This window comes from Gynuella sp., assembly GCF_050297175.1.
In the GTDB taxonomy this organism is placed as follows: Bacteria; Pseudomonadota; Gammaproteobacteria; order Pseudomonadales; family Natronospirillaceae; genus Gynuella.
The window spans coordinates 18,482-36,946 of record NZ_JBNKSF010000024.1; the positions used below are offsets into that span (position 1 = coordinate 18,482).

Genomic DNA, 18,465 nt, shown 5'->3' on the forward strand with positions numbered 1-18,465 from the left:
GGAATTCATATGACACTTGCCAGTGATATAACCCATGAGGCTGATGCCGGCACGGCGTCCCAATCGCGGTTGGTGTGGCTGCGCTTTCGTCGCCACAAGCCCGCCATGATCGGTGGCGTGGTAGTGGTATTTCTGTATCTGATCGCTATTTTTGCCGATGTCGTGGCCACTGCCGCGCCAGAGGATTACAGCCCGACCCACACCTATGCGCCGCCGCAACGTATTCATTTATTCCATACCGATGCCGATGGTCACACCCGTTTCCGGCCTCATGTGAATGGCTACCAGGTCAAGATCGATCCAGTCGCCCTGCGCCGTACGTTTGCGGTGGATCCGGACAAGATCATCGATCTGCAGTGGTTTCCCAAAACCAAACCTTACAAACTCTGGGGGGTTATTTCGTTGCAGCACCGCATCATTGGCCCGGTGGATCAGCGTCAGCCGTTTTATATCTGGGGTGCGGACCGAATTGGCCGGGATGTGTTTTCGAGGTTGGTGCATGGCACCCGGGTGTCTTTGTCGGTCGGTCTGATCGGGGTGCTGGTGTCGTTGATTCTGGGCATCATTATCGGCGGTATCTCCGGTTATTTTGGTGGTCGGGTGGACAGTGTGATTCAACGAATCATCGAGTTCTTTCGTTCCATACCCACCATTCCGCTATGGCTGGCGCTGGCAGCGGCACTGCCACGGGACTGGTCGCCCCTGGCCATTTACTTTGGCATCACTCTGATTCTGTCGCTGATCGGCTGGACCGAACTGGCGCGGGTGGTGCGCGGCAAATTCATTACCCTGAAAACGGAAACCTTCGTGATGTCGGCATGGCTGGACGGTGCTTCGCCGCTGCGGATTGTCATGCGGCATATGCTGCCTTCGTTTGTCAGTCACATTATTGCCGCATCCAGCCTGGCGGTGCCGGCGATGATTCTGGCGGAAACCTCCCTGAGCTTTCTCGGTCTGGGTCTGCAACCACCGGTCGTCAGTTGGGGGGTGATGTTGCAGGACGCCCAGAGTATCCGGGTACTGACATCGGCTCCGTGGTTATTGATTCCCGGACTGGCCATTATTGTTGCCGTGCTGGCGCTTAACTTTCTGGGAGATGGTCTCCGTGATGCTGCAGACCCCTACAATCAGTGAGTTTGCTGACCGCGCCGGCGCATTTGCGCCGTATCCGCCGATGGCCGATCGTGAGGCCTGGCAGGCCTTGAATCATGGCCCCCATGAGCACACCGCAGCCCGGTTGCTGGCATTGGCTGAGACCTTTCTGGTGGAACCGATACCCATGTTGCGGGCCAGTGATTATCTGGCTTACAGCCTTGACGGTTCGCGGTTTGAATACGAACTGCCGCAGGTCCAACGTCGGCGGATGATGGGGGCATTGGCCATGGCCTATGGTTTGAGTGCCGATGATCGCTTCCTGGCACCGCTGATCGATGTGGTCTGGGCCATCCTCGAAGAATCGAGCTGGTGCTGGCCGGCCCATGCACCGGCCGGGCTGCCGGATGTCGACCAGCCGGTGGTCGATCTGAATGCGGCGATGACGGCGTTTGAACTGGCCGAGCTGGACTATCTGCTACAGGACACGCTGCCCTTATCAGTACGCCGGCGCATCCTCCGGGAAATCCAACAGCGCTGTTTCGTACCTTACCTTGAAAGAGAACATGAATGGATGTTTGGTGACGCCCGCGGACAGGTCACCAACTGGTCGGCCGTCTGTAATGGCAGCATCCTGTCGGCGGCGCTATACCTGGAGCCGGATCCAGTCCGATTGACCCGGATGTTCGAGCGTGGACTGCGGTCTTTGGCCCTGTATATCGACGGTTTTGATGATGAGGGTTGTCTGACTGAAGGTCCCGGTTATTGGGGATACGGGTTTGGTTACTACACCGTGATTGCTGACTTACTGGCCCGTTTCAGTGACGGCGCGATAGATCTGCTGGCGGGTGAAAAACTGCACCGGATAGCCGAATTTCCGCTACGTTGCCAACTCAGTCCGGGACAGTTCGTGAGTTTCTCCGATGCCCCGGAAACCCTGGCCTTTGTACCCGGACACTTGCATTTTCTGGCCCGCCAGCTGGGACTGCCCGGTTTGTTGACGCTGGCAGAGGCGGAAACCCGTGAACATCATGCCGACCGGATTAACTGGATGTTGCGGGATGTGTTGTGGCGGACGGACGTCTCCATGGCGAGCATGATTCCAGAACGCCACGAATGGTTTCCCCACAGTCAATGGATGATTCATCGCGTTGGTATCGATCAATCGCTGGTGGTGGCGGTTAAGGGCGGTCATAACGGCGAGATGCATAATCACAATGATCTTGGCTCTTTTATCGTCCACTGTCATGGCCGTTCACTGCTCACAGACCCCGGTCGCGGGCGCTACCTGCGGGGGTACTTCGGAGCGGAGCGTTACGACTTTCTGGTCAACCGCTCACTGGGTCATTCTGTGCCCGTGATCAACGGTTGTGAGCAATCTGCCGGACCCGGATATCAGGCAGTGGTGTTGGTTCATGAGGTGGATGATCTCGGCGCCGTACTGGATCTGGATCTGACCGCCGCCTATCCCGCCGCTGCCGGGCTGGCCTCGTTGGTGCGCCGGCTGCAGGTGATCGATGGGCCACCGGCCATGGTAATTCTCACCGACACGGTGGTGTTTAAAGCCGGCATCACCGGCAGCGTCATCAGTCAACTGGTGGCCACGGTGCGGCCGGAATATCGGCCTGGTCTGATCCAGGTCGGACCAATGCAGATCGTATTCGATCCTGAACTGAACCTATCCCTGATCGAGGAGCGTGGTCTTCAGGCCCAGAGCGGACCTGACCGAGACCTGTTCCGCATCCAGGTAATGCCACCTGAACCCCTTGACCGTATACAGATTCGGATGGAGATGACTTTATGACCCAAACCCCGGAGACACCGTTGCTGGAATTGCGTGACCTCAGGGTGGAATTTGCCCTGCCCACACAAACAGTCCACGCCGTGCGCGGCGTTAACCTGAGCCTCGAAGCTGGCAAAACCTTGTGTATCGTTGGTGAAAGCGGCTGTGGCAAATCAGTCACGGCGCGGGCCATCATGCAGCTGCTCGATCCTCCCGGACAGATCGTCGCCGGCCAGGTTCTGTATCACCAGGACTCGGCGGTGCTCGATGTTGCGGCCATGGATCCCAAAGGCAAACCGGTCAGAGCTTTGCGCGGACGTGAGATGGGGATGATCTTTCAGGAACCAATGGCCTCTCTGAGTCCGGTACACACCATTGCCGATCAGGTGGGCGAAGGCATGCGTTACCATTTTGGGCTGACCAAAAAAGAAGCGCTGACACGGGTACTGGCGTTGCTGCATCAAGTCGGCCTGGCGAATCCGGAACGGGTGGCGGAGAGTTATCCGTTTCAGCTTTCCGGCGGTATGCTGCAGCGCTGTATGATCGCGCTGGCACTGGCCTGCCAGCCGCACATTCTGATCGCCGATGAACCCACCACCGCACTGGATGTCACCACTCAGGCACAGATTCTCGAACTGATGCAGCAGTTACAGGCGGATACCGGCACCGCGATTATTCTGATCACTCACGATCTTGGGGTGGTGGCGGAAATTGCCGATACCGTGGCGGTCATGTACCTCGGTGAAGTGGTGGAATATGGTCCGGTGACGGATATTTTTGCCGATCCCCGGCATCCGTATACCCAGGCCTTGATGAAATCGGTGCTGCGGGTGGATGTCCCACGAGTGCCGGACAGCCGGCTGGAAACCATCGACGGCATGGTGCCATCGGCGGCCATGGTCACCCCCGGCTGCTCATTCGCTTCTCGCTGTCCGGAAGCTGTGGCCGGCGTCTGTGACCGGCAGCGCCCGGAAACGATTCACATCAACCAACAGCACACGACCGCCTGTCATTACCGTGCCGCCGAAGCGCGGCAGCCGGCGCCAACCGCTGAATTCGCCAGGAGAGCCTGAACATGCAGCCCGTTCGCCCCAAACTGTTATCGATTAACAATTTGTCCATGGATTTTCCCCAGCAGCATACGGTGCTGAATGTGTTGAATGATATTTCGTTTGATGTCTACCAGGGCGAAACTCTCGGCCTGGTGGGGGAGAGTGGCTGTGGTAAAACCACCCTGGGTCGCTGTCTGATGCGGATGTACAAACCCACTCGCGGCAGCGTGCTGTATCGGCCTGACGATCACAGCGAAGCTATGGATCTGTGCCGTGTCAGTGGTTCGGCTCTGCGGCAGACCCATCGACAGATCCGCATGGTGTTCCAGGATCCCTGGTCATCCCTGAATCCGCGAATGACGGTGTTCGATATCATTGCCGAGCCGCTGAAAAACCAGCGCCCGCGTATGGCCCGCAGCGAGATGGAGGATCGGGTTGCCAGTATGATGCAGAGGGTGGGGCTGCGCCCGGAACTGATGTCGCGTTATCCCTATGCTTTTTCCGGTGGTCAGCGCCAGCGCATTGGCATTGCCCGTGCCCTGGTCGTGGAACCCCGATTGGTGGTGGCGGATGAGGCGGTATCGGCGCTGGATGTGTCCATCCGCGCGCAGATTCTCAATCTGCTGGCAGACCTTAAGGACGAGTTTGATCTGACCTACATCTTTATCAGCCATGATCTGGGAGTGGTGCGCCATATCTGCGACCGGGTGGCCGTCATGTATGCCGGTGAACTGGTTGAACTGGCAGACACCAACCAGCTTTATCAGCATCCTGGTCACCCCTATACCGAAGCGCTGATTTCAGCGGTACCTCGGCCCGATCCCCGACTGCGCAGCGCCGGTTCGCAGCGTAAGATTTTGCGTGGCGAAGTTCCCGACGTGGCGCAACGCCCCGACGGCTGTGTGTTTCACCCGCGCTGTCTGTATGCCTCGGAGGCCTGTCGCACTGATGCACCCGAACTCGGTGCGGATCACGAACATCATCTGGCGCGCTGTCTGCGTCGCGACGAACTAACGCTGACCGGAGTCTGATCATGGCCACTGAGTCTGAATATTCCAGCGCTTCCTTATCTGCCTGGCAACGGGAACCATCCGTGCAGGCGCTGTTGACGAAAAACCCGTTGCACGGTAATCCGTTACAGACACGACAACATCTGCGTCAGGCGGTGCTGGGCTTTTATGAACCTCTTCGGCCCTGGTATTCGGCTGCCGGGGCACGCTTACGCATCGGTGTGGGCGGTGTCCATTACGGCAGCGCCGCGGCGGAGATGGAATCGTTTGTGCGACCACTATGGGGGCTGGCGCCATTGCTGGCCGGTGGTGGTGAATTCGACGATCTGCCACGCTATCTGAGCGGGCTTACGGCGGGCATGGATCCGGAGCATCCCGAATACTGGGGGGATGTCGGTCCCTATGATCAACGCATGGTGGAAATGGCCGGGTTGTCACTGGCATTTCTGCTGGCACCGGAGCAGTTCTGGCAGCCCCTGGCCGCAGATGCCAAAGACCATATTGCCCGCTGGATGCTGAGCATCAATGATTTCCCGACTGCTGACAATAACTGGCTGTTTTTCCGGGTATTGGCCAATCTGGCATTGCGCAAAGTGGGGCGGACCTGGTCGGACGATGCGGTGCGGGCAGCTCTGGAACGGCTCGATAGTTTCTATCTGGGAGACGGTTGGTATCGTGATGGTGAGCGTTATCAACTGGATTATTACGTGCCCATGGCGATGCACTTTTATGGTCTGATGGTGGCGCAGCTGGCGGGCGATCTGTATCCCGATCATGCTATCCGTTATCGGCAGCGGGCACGGGCATTTGCGCAGGATTTCCAGCACTGGTTTGCCGATGATGGCGCAGCGGTGCCGTTTGGCCGTTCCATGACCTATCGTTTTGCTCAGGGGGCGTTCTGGGCCGCCTGTGCTTTTGCCGGTGAAGAGGTGTTACCGTGGGCACGGATCAAAGGACTGTTGCTGCGGCATTTACGGTGGTGGGGGCAGCAGCCGATCTGCGAGCGTGACGGTGTGTTATCCATCGGTTATGGCTACCCCAATCTGTTGATGTCGGAGGCCTACAATGCACCGGGTTCGCCTTATTGGGCACTCAAGACATTTCTGGTGCTGGCACTGCCGGAGCAGCATCCGTTCTGGCAGGCCGAAGAGGAGTCGCCGCAGGCGCTCGACCGGGCACGGGTGGTGATGCCGGCATCCGGATTTATCGGTCGTCGTGGCCCGGCCGATGCAGTATTGCTGACCGGAGGCCAGGATGGCTGCGAGCATCGCGGTTGTGACGCCAAATACGCGCGCTTTGCGTATTCTTCCGCGCACGGGTTTTCGCTTAGCAGTGATGCCAATGGTCCGGAGCGACCCGACTACAGTGCTCTTGATTCCGGTTTGATGGTGTCCCGCGATGGGTTGAGTTATCTGTCCCGCAGTCGTATCAGTGAGGCCGGTATCGATCAGGGCATGGCGTATGGCTGCTGGCAACCGGATGCTGAACTGGAAATTCGCAGCTGGGTGGATTTTGCCTCGCCCGGCTGGCACATCCGTCTCCATCGGATTACCACATCGTCTACGCTGCAGGTGGTGGAAACCGGTTTTGCGGTTGATCGCAATGGGGATGGTCATCAGACGCCGGTTGACTGGATTGAATCGATGGATGGTTTTGTCCGGATACGGACATTATCCGGTATTTCGGCGTTGCAGGATTTAAATGGTGAACGTGAAGGTATGATTGTGCGGGCTGCGCCGAATACCAACCTGCGTTTTCCACGGACATTTATTCCGCGTTTGAATGCGACAGTGAGCGTTGGGAGCCATTGGTTGGTGACAGCGGTATTTGCGACCGTAGACGTGCGACAGGAAGCAACGGCCGCGTTGGAGATCCCGGAAACAGTGGCAAGGTTTTGCCGTGAACATGGGATTATGATATTGAAGGCTTGAATAACTGGTTTGGAACAAAAGATGCCGGACTCTGAGCAGCAGAACAAACGCAAAAGCAGTCATGATGTACGCCCCGGACGCAGCAAGGTCACGCTGCGGGAAATTGCAGATGCTGCCGGTGTTTCCATCAGCACCGCATCACGGGCCATGAGTGGTGCGCCCGGTATTTCTGAAGCGGTGCGCCAAAAAATACAGTCCACCGCCGAACGGCTGAACTTCGGCGAACAATCCGGTTCTGCCTGTGAAATCACGGTGCTGACGATGGTGGATGTGGACGTAGAGTCCGAACATTTTATGCAGGGAGTGATGACCGGTATTCGCTCCCAGTGCCAGCAATTTGGTATCACGCCAACTATTTCAATGGTGGGCTCTGGAATGGCACTGCCTCCGCACCGGTCAGACAGTGATGAACCCGTCACCAACGGTTATGTGCTGCTGTCATTTCAGGACGAGTCTCTGATTCAGCGTCTTACCGAAGATGGTTATCCGGCTATCATTATTAACGGCATCGATGCGCTGATGCGTCTGGATGCTGTGGCACCCGCCAATCGTATGGGTGGATACATCGCGGTGCGGCATTTGCTTGAACGGGGGCATCGGCGGATTCTGAATTTGACCTTTTCCCAGCGTCTGACCATTCGTGATCGTCAGGCCGGCTATCATAAAGGTCTCAAGGATGCCGGAATTGAAGTCGACGACGACCTCGTGGTGGAGTTGGACGCGATGCGTACCGAAGCCGCTTACAGTGCGGTCAAAGCCCGGTTGCAGGCGCGTGGTGGGGCTGATTTTACGGCTATTCAATGTTGTAACGATGGCAGTGCCTTTGGGGCCACTGCCGCCATTCAGGAAGCCGGGTTACGGATACCTGAAGATATTTCCATTATCGGTTTTGATGATGTTCCCACTGCCGCCATGGCGGCCTGTCCATTGACCACGATCCATGTGGATCGCGAAAAAATAGGTGCCTGGGGGTTGCGACGCTTGTTGGAACGGATCAAGCATCCGGACATGACCGAAACCTATACCGAATTTGCCGTCAGACTGGTTGAGCGGGGCTCTACCGGACCGGCAAAATGATCACCTCAGGTCTCCAAAAACCCACCCTGTGAGTCATCACCGTTGGTGCTCAACGGCTTCTGACGGGGTGTTGCCATCCGCATAGAAAACCCTATCTGCCGATTGTGAGCGGACCGGCGGGTCCCCGCAATCGAACGATTTCAGGATTGGCGGACGTTCATTTCCCCCACATGATGGCTGGAAGCTGATCGCATGACTGTGTGTCGATTTGCTTGAGGCCAACCTGTTGTGTTCTACGTAAGAACGCCAGGTTGAACCGATCAACCGGCCCAAAGTGAACGGGCCCTTTTTTAAGGGATGTTGGACAATGGCAAAAAAGATATTGAGGCAACTGATAATACCGGCTGCGGTTCTGCTGTTAGCGGGGGTAGAAAGCGCAGTGGCAGAGCCAAATTGGGCAGCACTGGTCGGTACAAATTATTTTACCCATCAGGATGATGGTTGCATCGCGACGGGCAAATATGCCGGTAAACATAAATACGCTTCCCGATTGTGGAATATTCCCAGTGGTGAAAGCTGGGAGCAGGCCTGCGCTGAAACACCCATGACCCTGGCGGGCCGCACGTATGAATCGCCGCATGAGTGTGTAAATACTGGTATTACCGGCATTTGGGGAGAGTGGTATATCGCCGACAGTCAGTGCGAGGATTTTCCGCTACCTTATGCCCGTGGTGTGGATGATGAGTTAAGGCGTGAAGGGCCGTTATCCGGCTATGTGGATCTGCATACTCATCTGATGTCCCACCTCGGTTTTGGTGGGGTTATTTTCCACGGTGAACCTTACGGCGACCCGGAAACAGCACTGGATTATTGTCCGAGTCATGATGGTGAGTCTCATTCTGGAGGGCATTCCAGGGTGGAGGCTATTTTGCAGGATGACATTTTGGGTGCGGCCTTTAACACGGCCCGTCATGATAACGAAGGTTATCCAAACTTCCCTTACTGGCCGGCTTATAACGGCTATACCCATCAGACTATGTACTATGAGTGGGTCAGACGTGCTTATCAGGGTGGGCTGCGGGCCATGGTGGTACTGGCCGTGAACGGCGATTACATGTTTGGAGCCACCGATAACGGCCTGCCGGATATTATCAAAGGCATTCCCATTGCCAGTGATCCGGTACTGGATTTAAACGATATGGCGACGCTGCGACGCCAGACCGAAGCCGTCTTTGACATGCAGTCGTGGATAGATGCCCGTAACGGTGGTGTCGGTAAAGGCTGGTTTCGCATTGTGACTTCACCGGAACAGGCCAGAGAAGTCATCGCTGCGGGTAAACTGGCTGTCATTCTGGGCAGTGAGGTGGACTATCTGCTGGATTGTCGTGAGGACAATTGTGATACCAGTGATATGGAGGCTGGTATTGATGAACTTTATGACATGGGCCTGCGCTATATTTTTCCGGTTCACCTGAAAACCAATGGGTATGGTGGCGCTGCACTGTATAACATTCTGGCCAGTGGTGATCGTTATGATTGTCCTCATTACGGCCAGGATTGTAACGTGCAGGGATTGACCGAAGCCGGGCAGATGCTTATGAAAACCCTGATGCGCAAAGGCATGTTGATCGATCTGGGGCACATGTCGGCACGGACCATGGCAGATGCCCTGGATGTGGCCGAGCAAGAAGCTTATCCCGGGATCGTGACCGGTCATACCGGGTTGTATGATATGGCCAATGGCGATAATCGCCATGAGGGCAATCCGAGTGGTCGTGAATTGCAGCGTATTGTTAACCTGGGCGGCATGGTCGGGCTGATTCCAGGGCAGGGTAATCTCAATCAGGTCGGTGAATGGCGTAATGAGGATGGCAGCTACATCGCTCATGCCTGTGGTGCCAGCAGCCAGACTTTTGCCCAGTCCTATCAATATCTCCTGCATCTGCTGGGTGATGCCGTTTATGATGGGCGGATTACCGTCGGCACCGATTTCAATGGTTTTGCCCATATGCCCGGGCCGCGTTTTGGGGCTGATGCCTGTCCTGGTGGACATACTGGTATCGCTCAGCCTGATTCCACCCGGGTACACTACCCGTTCGCCACGGATCCGGCGCTAATCCCTGCTGCAGAAGCAAATACTAATGGGGTATTCGGAAAATATCAGTTTGCTAACCGGACATATGACTATAATACTGACGGTGCGGCTCATATTGGACTGATGCCGGACTTTTTAGAGGATCTGCGTCAGCAGGGCCTGAAGCGATCTGATCTGGAACCATTGTATCGTTCTGCTGACTACTTGACGGTCATGTGGCAGAACGCGGTTGATCACAGTGTGCTGATCAGTCCATAAATCCGTATATCTGATAAACCGTTGCTTAACCAGGCTGGAATGCGTGTCTGGTTAAGTGTTTTGGTGTTGGTGACAGGGTCGCCGAGAGGCAGACCGGGAGGATGATATTTGAATCATTTTTGGCGTTTGGCAATCACTCTGTTGGGCCTGTATTTCGTTGTTGTGCCAGTGCAGGCAGCCCAGTTAACGGCGCAGCAGCGTCTATTGGCCGATCAGATCATCAGCATTTTTGAAAATAACACACCAGAGTTGCAGTATGGATATGCCGAAGTATTGGATGATGGTCGTGGCATTACCGCCGGTCGAGCCGGTTTTACCTCCGCGACCGGAGATATGTTTGAAGTGATTCAGCGTTACAGCCGCCTTCGTCCCGATAATGCTCTGGTGCCGTTTTTGCCACGTCTGCAACAGCTGGCAGAATCGGAAGATGGCAGTGTCGAAGGGTTACAGGGGTTGTCGCAACGCTGGGCAGATGCCAGCCAGAGTCCGGTGTTTCGTCAGGTTCAGGATGACGTGGTCGATGAGCTGTATTTTCAGCCGGCCATGGAACGGGCATCGGATCTGGGGGCCGAACTCCCTCTTACTCTGTTGGCTCTTTATGATGCCATTATCCAGCATGGTGAGGGCGATGATGCCGATGGACTGCCTGCCATGATTGCCCGTACCACGGCGAAACTGAATGGTACTCCGGCTGAGGGCGTCGATGAACGACGCTGGTTAAAAACGTTTCTGAAAATCCGCAAACAGGTTTTGCGGCATCCGGCCAATCATGAAACACAAGACGAATGGTCTGAATCCATTGGTCGGGTGAATACATTGATGCAACTGTTGAAACAAGGTAATACCGATCTTCATACGCCACTTAAGGTATCAACCTGGGGTGACGCCTTCATATTGCCGGCCCAATAGATTTTCCACTTAAAGGAGTTGTAACTGTGTGGATCGTTTTTGCCATTGCGGCTGCGTTCTTTTTTGGTCTTCGCGGGATTCTGTATCAGCGTTTTTCACGTCAGGGCAGTGACCGCCATCTGACGCTGCTGGGTGTGTTTATGACCGGATTCGTAGTCAGCCTGATAATGATGCTGATGACCGGGCATCGGGTTCAGACGCCGGCCGGTATCTGGGTAGGACTGGCCATGGGACTGGCTTCTTACTTTGGCAATATGGCGTTATACCGGGGATTTGCCACCGGCAAAACCTCGCTGGTGGGGGTGCTGGCCGGCACTATTCCATTATTTACCGTGGTATTGGCCTTTTTTATCTGGAATGAACGTTTAAGCGGGGTACAGCTGGCGGCATTTCTGGTGATTTGTTTTGGCATCTACATGATCCATTATTCCAATGGTTTATCTCTGAAGGGGCTGAAAGGTGCAGAATGGGGACTCGTTGCGGCCTTTTTCTTTGCCATGAATGATCTGCTGTCAAAACAGTCTACCTTATTGCACTCCGGTATCTTTGCCAGTCTGACACTCATGTTTGCTTCCGGAAGCCTGATGTTTGCCATCAGTTGGTGGCGCAGTCGTTCGGCCGAACGGGGAAAAGGTGTTGTTTATGCCAGCTATCTCAGCCTGCTTGCCGGAGTGGGTATCGGTATCATTAATGTTTCCGGCGTATTCATGATACTGAATGCGTTTAAGACCGGAAAAACCGGTCTGGTTTCAGCATTGACGGCCATGAGTATTCTGGTGATTCTGAGTTACAGTCGTCTGATACTGAAAGAAACCTTTGTGCGCACTGAGCTGGTAGGCATTGTGCTCTCCTTAATGGGGATCGTTATTTTGCGTTTGGGTGGATGACCCTGCATCTGTCCGATGGTATATGAGTGCGAATATTCACCGATGGATGATGAATCCACGGCCCGTTCAATATTGTTCCTTTCAATATAGCTTGCACCAATTGCATCAGAATTTGTTGTTTGCGTCATCATAGACAATCATGCAGAAAGGTCTGTGACCGGTCTATGGATCAAGTAGAACTATTGATTGATAGGGCGGTACTAAGGGATGAGTTATTCTTGCGAGTGATACGCCGTGTCCGGGATTGAACACTCCCGGCCTGTCAGCAACCTGTTGCCATTTGCAATTCGGGCAACATGAATACCATCTGGAAGGAAGCATGAAACAATTTTGGTTAATTATAGGCTTGGTATGGATGTTGGCTGGTTGCGGTAGCAGTGGTAATGATGACGGTGGACCGATTATTGTCATTCCCACACCCGATAAAAACCCGAATAAGCCGGCGATGAAATACTCCAATACAGGAGATAAATACCTGCCGGGCGTTCGGGCGGTTGTCGCACAGATTCATGACTATCTGGACACGCTGCCCGACTGCAACGGCGATTTGGCCGGTATGGAAAATGCCGATCTTTGCGATACCACCGAATATTCCATCCAGGATACCTTGTTTCCCAGCACCCGGAATACCCAAACAACCCGTGCATCGGCCACTCATCCAATCACAGTAAGTTCAGAAAGCACCCGATCCACCTCTGATTCAGGTGTTCCGCAGATACTGATCATTGATTCGGGCGTCGAGAGTGCTGCGCTGAGGTATCAACAGCGTATGCTGGCCATGTATGAATGGGTGACCACCAAAGACAACGGCGTCGTTCACAGCGGTTATCGGAATACTACGGCTACGGTTAAAACCTCTCCGGCCAGTTTTCATATTCGCGCGGCTATCCTGGGTCAGAGTGATGCGTTTGTGCCTTCTACTGAGCTGACGCGCGAGCTGGATCGGCAAAAATTTACCAAATTACCTTCTGATCCCGGTGACATTGTTCATGGCGCGGTAACGCTGAATCTGCTGGCAGACTATATTCCGGAGGCACAATTTGTAACACTGGCATCGTTAAGTGAAATTGTATTTCCAGATGATGTTGCCTGCAGTTTCGACGGCGCAGTCATAGATAATTATGTGAACGATGCCATCAATACTCTCAATTCCATTATCCGCCGTCATGGTATCGACTACATTAACTTGTCCGCAGGTCTGACCTCGCAAAATATCAATCAAAAGCTATATGACGATTGTGGAGTGACGGCCACGGAGCAGGACATCGTTCGATTGCATGTGGCGTATGGGAAAATTCTGGCAGCAATGGCCGATAAAGCCATATTGGTTCAGGCAGCTCCGAATAGTACGGGTTATCCGGTGACCACCTCAAAGGATGGTCGGTCGAGTCATTCGACATATTATTCTGATTGTATGGAGATTGGTAAGCGCCTTCGGACCGGATACTTCGCCCAGAGCTATCGGGGGGAGAACGACGGTGCATTGCCCATACTGCCGTCGGAAGGTGCAGGTTATAGCAGCGGATATGATGAGTTGTTTTTGTCTTCACAACTGGCATTCAAAGGTTGTGTTGATGGCTATTTCAATACCGGCTGGCGTGACGGGCTGGCTGATTTACCTTCTTTTGGTGACTACCCGATATTGTACTCACAAGATGGCCTGGCGGCGGGTCCGATGTCATTTTTAACTACCTCGTTTATCAATGGTGTAGGTATTGCCTATATAGAGTACATTGCCCGGGATAAAGGTCTCAGTCGTCCCGCAGCACTTCAGGCTGTCAAGGAGCGCAAGGTTAATGTCGATACCCCCTGGCTGATGGACCCCATGCGTTACGCAGAGATGCCGGTGTGTATTGATTTTCCCGAAGCCTGTGAAAACTGGGACAGTTTTACCTATGAACCATAAATGTCATCTTCAATGTAGGTCTCTGGGAAATGTTAGGTAGTCGGTAAATCCACCGCTGGACAGGTTTGATCGGTATGGCAATTCGCTTGATGTTGTGCTTTCGAACAGTCCGGATTCATCATTATCGTCGTGCATACGCTATGCATATTGCCTGATTAAAAGTAGAAGCTGCTTTCTGTTAACCTGAAAACCACATAGATCTCCCTAATTATTGACAATTGATCCATATGATCCTGCTGTTTACCAATATGGTTGGGAGTATGGGTTTATATTACTGTTCAACTAATCAGGATATATTCCTGGCTCTTATGATCAACCTATAAAAATACTTGTTGGGTTGAATATCTATTTGATGCAAACCATTTTCTTAAATTTATAGCCTATCTTCTGATGCATTTTTGCCTGTTATATTAGATGCGAATCATATTTGTCCTGATAGCTTATGAAAAACTTATGTAGCTAAATATTATTTTGAATGCATTTGAGTATGTTTGGATACGTATTTAATAGGTACTTTTGAGTGGATAAATATCATTCAATTGGTACTTTGGTATGACCTACGTCGGGCGTGATTGATTCCTCAATGAATAATGTAAGATACTAGTAAGCATATTAAAAATATAAAATAAAAACTCCAGTTGAAGTCGATTTTTAATTCTGTTGTTGTACATGTTTTGTCCTCAGAAGAAATCGTCAAATTCAGTTTTACTAAACTGTCGGTTAATTACTTACCTAAGGTAAAAGGAAAATTACGATGATAAGTCATACTAAATGCCTCAAAAAAACAGACTATTTTTATCCTGTCTATAGATTTTCGTCTCGCTAAAATTTCCTGAATTTTCCTCAAAGAGTGGTTTTCCTTTTCTTTTTTGAAGAGGCGGGATCCTGTGTCAAAAATAACTTGCAAGGAACTATTAATGAGCAAACTAATATCGATATGTGCACTTGGAAACTTACTGATGGTTTCTGCTTTTAGTTATTCTTATGGAGTAGGTAACTATAAGAATGAGGGCGGTCAGTTTATCTCGGGAGTCCAGGAGGTCGTCCAGGACATTGAAGCTTATGCCAATCAAACACCGGATTGTACAACTAGTTATAATCCATGGCATCAAAATGCTGATCGATGTGATGTTCAAACATATACGGTTAGCAAGGAGATCTCTTCCAGAAAAAAACCTCATGAAAAAATGGTCGCTGCCAGTGAAGGACAACGTATTCTGATCCTTGATACCGGTATGGCTGAGTCGGCAATAAGGTATCCAAACAGAGTATTGGAAATGTACCAATGGGGAGATTTGAGTTGGTCGGGCAATCAGCCCGAATTGAATTATGTCCAGTCAACTGCAACGGTGACCATGCGCAAGGGATTATTTCATATAAAACGGAATATTTTGGGTGAAAGCGATAATTTTGTACCTTCGACAGAGTTATCCCGACAACTGAATTTTAGCCTATTGGAACGGTTTACCGGCGGCTCAGATGTTGGCGATGTTCACGGCGATATCAGTTTGAATATGCTGGCTGACTATAATCCCAATGCGCAGTTTGTGTTGTTGGATACGATCAAGTTTAACGATGCTGAGATGCTTTGTTCCGAGGATAAGGTAAATGCATATGCCGATGTTGTGATAGAAAAAATCTCCAGCCTTATTGACGAGTTTGGCATTAGCTATGTTCATCTCTCATCGGGGATCACCCGCTCGTTTTTTGCAGCTAAGGTTGACTCTAAATGTAACGATCTTGGCTGGTACAATCGTTATACCTTAACAACAAAGCTTCATAAGGCTTATACAAAAATTCTGGAACAGACAGCATCAAAAGCGATGCTATTTCAGGCATCAGTTGGTTCACCAAGTTACTCTTTGGTGGCCGACGATGGAGAGTACAGCGAATACTACTCGGATTGTAAAACGATACCTTATCGCTTGAGAAGTGGTTTTCTGGCGAAAAATGATATTCATATCAACCCACGTATTTCTGATTCTGGAACAAGCTATGAAACTGCCAGAAACTATCTTTCTATTGGTCAAAAAAGAAATAAGAACTGTAACGATATCTATTTGAATGTTGGCTGGGAAGAGAGCTTTGTTGATTTCCCGTCATTTGGTAATGCCCCGGTGTTGTTTAGTGCGGATGCAATTGGAGCGGCACCAATGAATTTTATGTCGACCTCGTTCATAAATCCGGTTGCTCTCAGTTTTATAAACTCCAAAGCAAATGGAAAAGCCTATTTTGCCCGTAATTCCATTTTGGAATCGATTCGCCAGCAGGCAATGAGCAACTCACCTTCCCTGGTTTCACCAATGTTATATAAAGATTTTATGGTTTGTAAGGATTTTCCGGCCGCCTGTATCGGTTGGGACCAATTCAGATATGGTCAGTAAATGAGGGAACATATGAAATACAAGATAATCATACCAGCCGTTCTGGTGGTGGCATTAGGAGCTTCGGCAATTTTCTGGCTGCAATCAACATCGCTGTCAGAGAAAAATCGCCCGGAAGATGTCAATGTCAGTTTGGAAACACCTTCGATCCAGGTGCCCGTTATAGAGCAGGCCACTAACGCTGGCGATGCGGAAATTTCACGGGTATCAAAGAATGATTTGGGTGATACACCTGAAGCAATTGACAGCACGAAAAATGATCTTCAAGCGTTGTCAGTTCAGGAAAAAGTTTCAGAGCTTGTCAGCGAATATTTTTTACTGAGTAACAAACCTCTCAAGAAAGATGATCGAGAAGAGATCATTGTTTCGCTGGCTAATGATCCTGATACCGTTGAGTTTTTTGAGACAGTTTACAGTAGTGGTATTACCGAGGAGAGCGAACTTGCCGGTCAACAGGCTGAGATTCGGGTACTGGGTGTTATGGTACTGGAACAGGTTCAGAAAGACGGTGATGAGGAACCCATTCTAAGGGCCATTCGGGGGGTTAACAGCCGACTTTTGGATCAGGACAAAACCAAGGGGATCAATCTTGACCTGCGTGACCTTGTCAGTGCCTGGTCCTCAAATCGTTATGAACGAATCCTTCAAAATCCTACCGATGAAATTGCAAAGCTGGGCAGCCAGACAGGAGATCTGGATGAACTGGCAAATGGATTTCTGGCGGGGATGACATCCCATGTACCCAAAGAAACCTTATGGCCATTTTTAAGGGACCACGTGATTTCTTTGTATTCTGCTAATCAAAACAACACTTGATAAAGGAGGGACCAATACAAGAAAACTGAAGTTTTAATATAGCCATTAAACGTCGTTTTTTTCAGTGCGTGTAATAATTGAAGGTACATGGAAGTGATAGGTCAGTTGACTTGGTTTCATGTACTACAAACATTATTTGGGGTCACGAAACTGATATGACTATACGAAACCCATCATCCCACTGGGATCAGTTGACATATTAATATGGTTTCTACTGATGAGGGGTTAAAGCTGGGTGTTCATTCTCTATTTCACGGCTCTACGAATGGCAGGCTGAAAGCTGCCAAGGAAGCTGAGTGTTGCGAGTTAGAGAGTGCGTTTGGCTTAAAGTTAATATCCAGGATGAATAGGTCAGTTTTTGACGCAATGATTCTGGTCGTTCATAAAGTTCGAATTTCGATGATGCATTTGTTAAAAAAGGAAATGACAATGAAAAAAATTCTAATGTTAGTCACTCTTGTGCTTCTGGGTCAGTATGCTTTTGCGATTGACTATAGCAACCCCAATGACCCTGTGTATAAACCGACCGAAAGTACCAACCGTTGTAATGAGTTTGTTGGAGATACCGCTGCAGAATGTCAGGATTATAATCGTCAGGCTGCAGCTGCCGGTTGTGTTGGTTTGACTGATGAAGCGCTAGCGATTCTGGCTAATAAGAACCTGATTGCTGGATGTATCTTTAAGGACTTCAAATTGCAATTTACCTTTACCTGTAAATGCGGTTGTTTCCATCCTTCAACAGATATTCTGACATCTGCCGGGCAGACTTCTGTCGACAAAATTGTGGCAGCTCCGGACATGTATGACGTTCATGGTTTCACAGCCGAAGGTCAATACTCCAACCTCTATAATGAAGTCTATGATGTTACCCGCGGTGACAACCTTGAGCCGCTGGTTGCAATCAGTGCGGGCGGGCGTGATGTGAAGGTTACTGCCTCTCACCCCGTGCTGGTATTGGCAAACGGCGATAGCGAAATTACTGTTGTGAAAGCCAAAGATCTTGATCCGGCTTTGCATCAGTTGGTGCTGGCTGGTGGCGATGCGGTTGTAATTGACTCTCTGGACAAAAACGTTCCTTATTATGGCCGTGTTTACAACTTTTCTACCGGTACTGAAGAAAGCGACATGGCAGATCATATCGTATCTGCAAATGGTTTGCTGATGGGTGATCTGTATCTTCAGAATACACTTGGAAAAGAAGCTGCTGCCATTCAGGCTCGCCAGTAATTCGTCAGGCTTTAAGCCTTCTTAAGATAATGCCGACAGCTATCGCTGTCGGCATTGACTTCCCATATTGAAAGATAAGTCGACAACAGTCGATGAGG

At 51.3% G+C, this 18,465-nt stretch carries 13 protein-coding genes; all 13 read left to right on the top strand.

The features are described from left to right. The first annotated feature begins 9 nt into the window (after window positions 1-9). The 13 genes from ACQY6I_RS08780 to ACQY6I_RS08840 all read left to right on the top strand — a co-directional run bounded on the left by ACQY6I_RS08780 (window position 10) and on the right by ACQY6I_RS08840 (window position 18,367). On the top strand, window positions 10-1,134 hold the full coding sequence (locus ACQY6I_RS08780; RefSeq protein ID WP_428241104.1) for an ABC transporter permease: 1,125 nt from the start codon (window positions 10-12) through the stop codon (window positions 1,132-1,134). After that, window positions 1,109-2,896: a heparinase II/III domain-containing protein gene (locus tag ACQY6I_RS08785; RefSeq protein ID WP_428241132.1), complete on the top strand. Its 1,788-nt coding sequence runs from the start codon at window positions 1,109-1,111 to the stop codon at window positions 2,894-2,896. The genes ACQY6I_RS08780 and ACQY6I_RS08785 overlap by 26 nt, the downstream gene beginning before the upstream one ends. Further along, window positions 2,893-3,948, top strand: a complete 1,056-nt coding sequence (locus tag ACQY6I_RS08790) for an ABC transporter ATP-binding protein (RefSeq protein ID WP_428241105.1) — start codon at window positions 2,893-2,895, stop codon at window positions 3,946-3,948. The genes ACQY6I_RS08785 and ACQY6I_RS08790 overlap by 4 nt, the downstream gene beginning before the upstream one ends. Window positions 3,949-3,950: 2 nt before the next feature. Continuing rightward, window positions 3,951-4,958 carry an ABC transporter ATP-binding protein gene (locus ACQY6I_RS08795; RefSeq protein ID WP_428241106.1) on the top strand — a complete coding sequence of 336 codons (1,008 nt, stop codon included), beginning with the start codon at window positions 3,951-3,953 and terminating at the stop codon, window positions 4,956-4,958. Window positions 4,959-4,960: 2 nt separating this feature from the next. Then, the gene (locus ACQY6I_RS08800; RefSeq protein WP_428241107.1) at window positions 4,961-6,868 is read left to right on the top strand and encodes a DUF2264 domain-containing protein; all 1,908 of its coding nucleotides are present in this window, start codon (window positions 4,961-4,963) and stop codon (window positions 6,866-6,868) included. A gap of 21 nt (window positions 6,869-6,889) precedes the next feature. Further along, window positions 6,890-7,945 carry a LacI family DNA-binding transcriptional regulator gene (locus tag ACQY6I_RS08805; protein ID WP_428241108.1) on the top strand — a complete coding sequence of 352 codons (1,056 nt, stop codon included), beginning with the start codon at window positions 6,890-6,892 and terminating at the stop codon, window positions 7,943-7,945. A 307-nt stretch (window positions 7,946-8,252) separates the two neighbouring features. After that, window positions 8,253-10,238 (top strand): membrane dipeptidase, encoded by a 1,986-nt coding sequence (locus tag ACQY6I_RS08810; RefSeq protein WP_428241109.1) that lies wholly within the window; start codon window positions 8,253-8,255, stop codon window positions 10,236-10,238. Window positions 10,239-10,346: 108 nt separating this feature from the next. Further along, entirely contained in the window at window positions 10,347-11,147 is an 801-nt protein-coding gene (locus ACQY6I_RS08815; RefSeq protein ID WP_428241110.1) for a chitosanase, read from the top strand. Window positions 11,148-11,173: 26 nt separating this feature from the next. Then, a complete protein-coding gene (locus ACQY6I_RS08820) occupies window positions 11,174-12,034 on the top strand; it encodes a DMT family transporter (RefSeq protein ID WP_428241111.1) in 861 nt (286 codons plus the stop codon). A gap of 319 nt (window positions 12,035-12,353) precedes the next feature. Continuing rightward, window positions 12,354-13,940: a hypothetical protein gene (locus ACQY6I_RS08825; protein WP_428241112.1), complete on the top strand. Its 1,587-nt coding sequence runs from the start codon at window positions 12,354-12,356 to the stop codon at window positions 13,938-13,940. 917 nt (window positions 13,941-14,857) lie between these two features. After that, window positions 14,858-16,324, top strand: coding sequence for a hypothetical protein (locus ACQY6I_RS08830; protein ID WP_428241113.1), 1,467 nt, complete (start codon window positions 14,858-14,860; stop codon window positions 16,322-16,324). Between the two features lie 12 nt (window positions 16,325-16,336). Then, the gene (locus ACQY6I_RS08835; RefSeq protein WP_428241114.1) at window positions 16,337-17,140 is read left to right on the top strand and encodes a hypothetical protein; all 804 of its coding nucleotides are present in this window, start codon (window positions 16,337-16,339) and stop codon (window positions 17,138-17,140) included. Between the two features lie 429 nt (window positions 17,141-17,569). Continuing rightward, window positions 17,570-18,367, top strand: a complete 798-nt coding sequence (locus ACQY6I_RS08840) for a Hint domain-containing protein (protein ID WP_428241115.1) — start codon at window positions 17,570-17,572, stop codon at window positions 18,365-18,367. The last annotated feature ends 98 nt before the right edge of the window (window positions 18,368-18,465 follow it).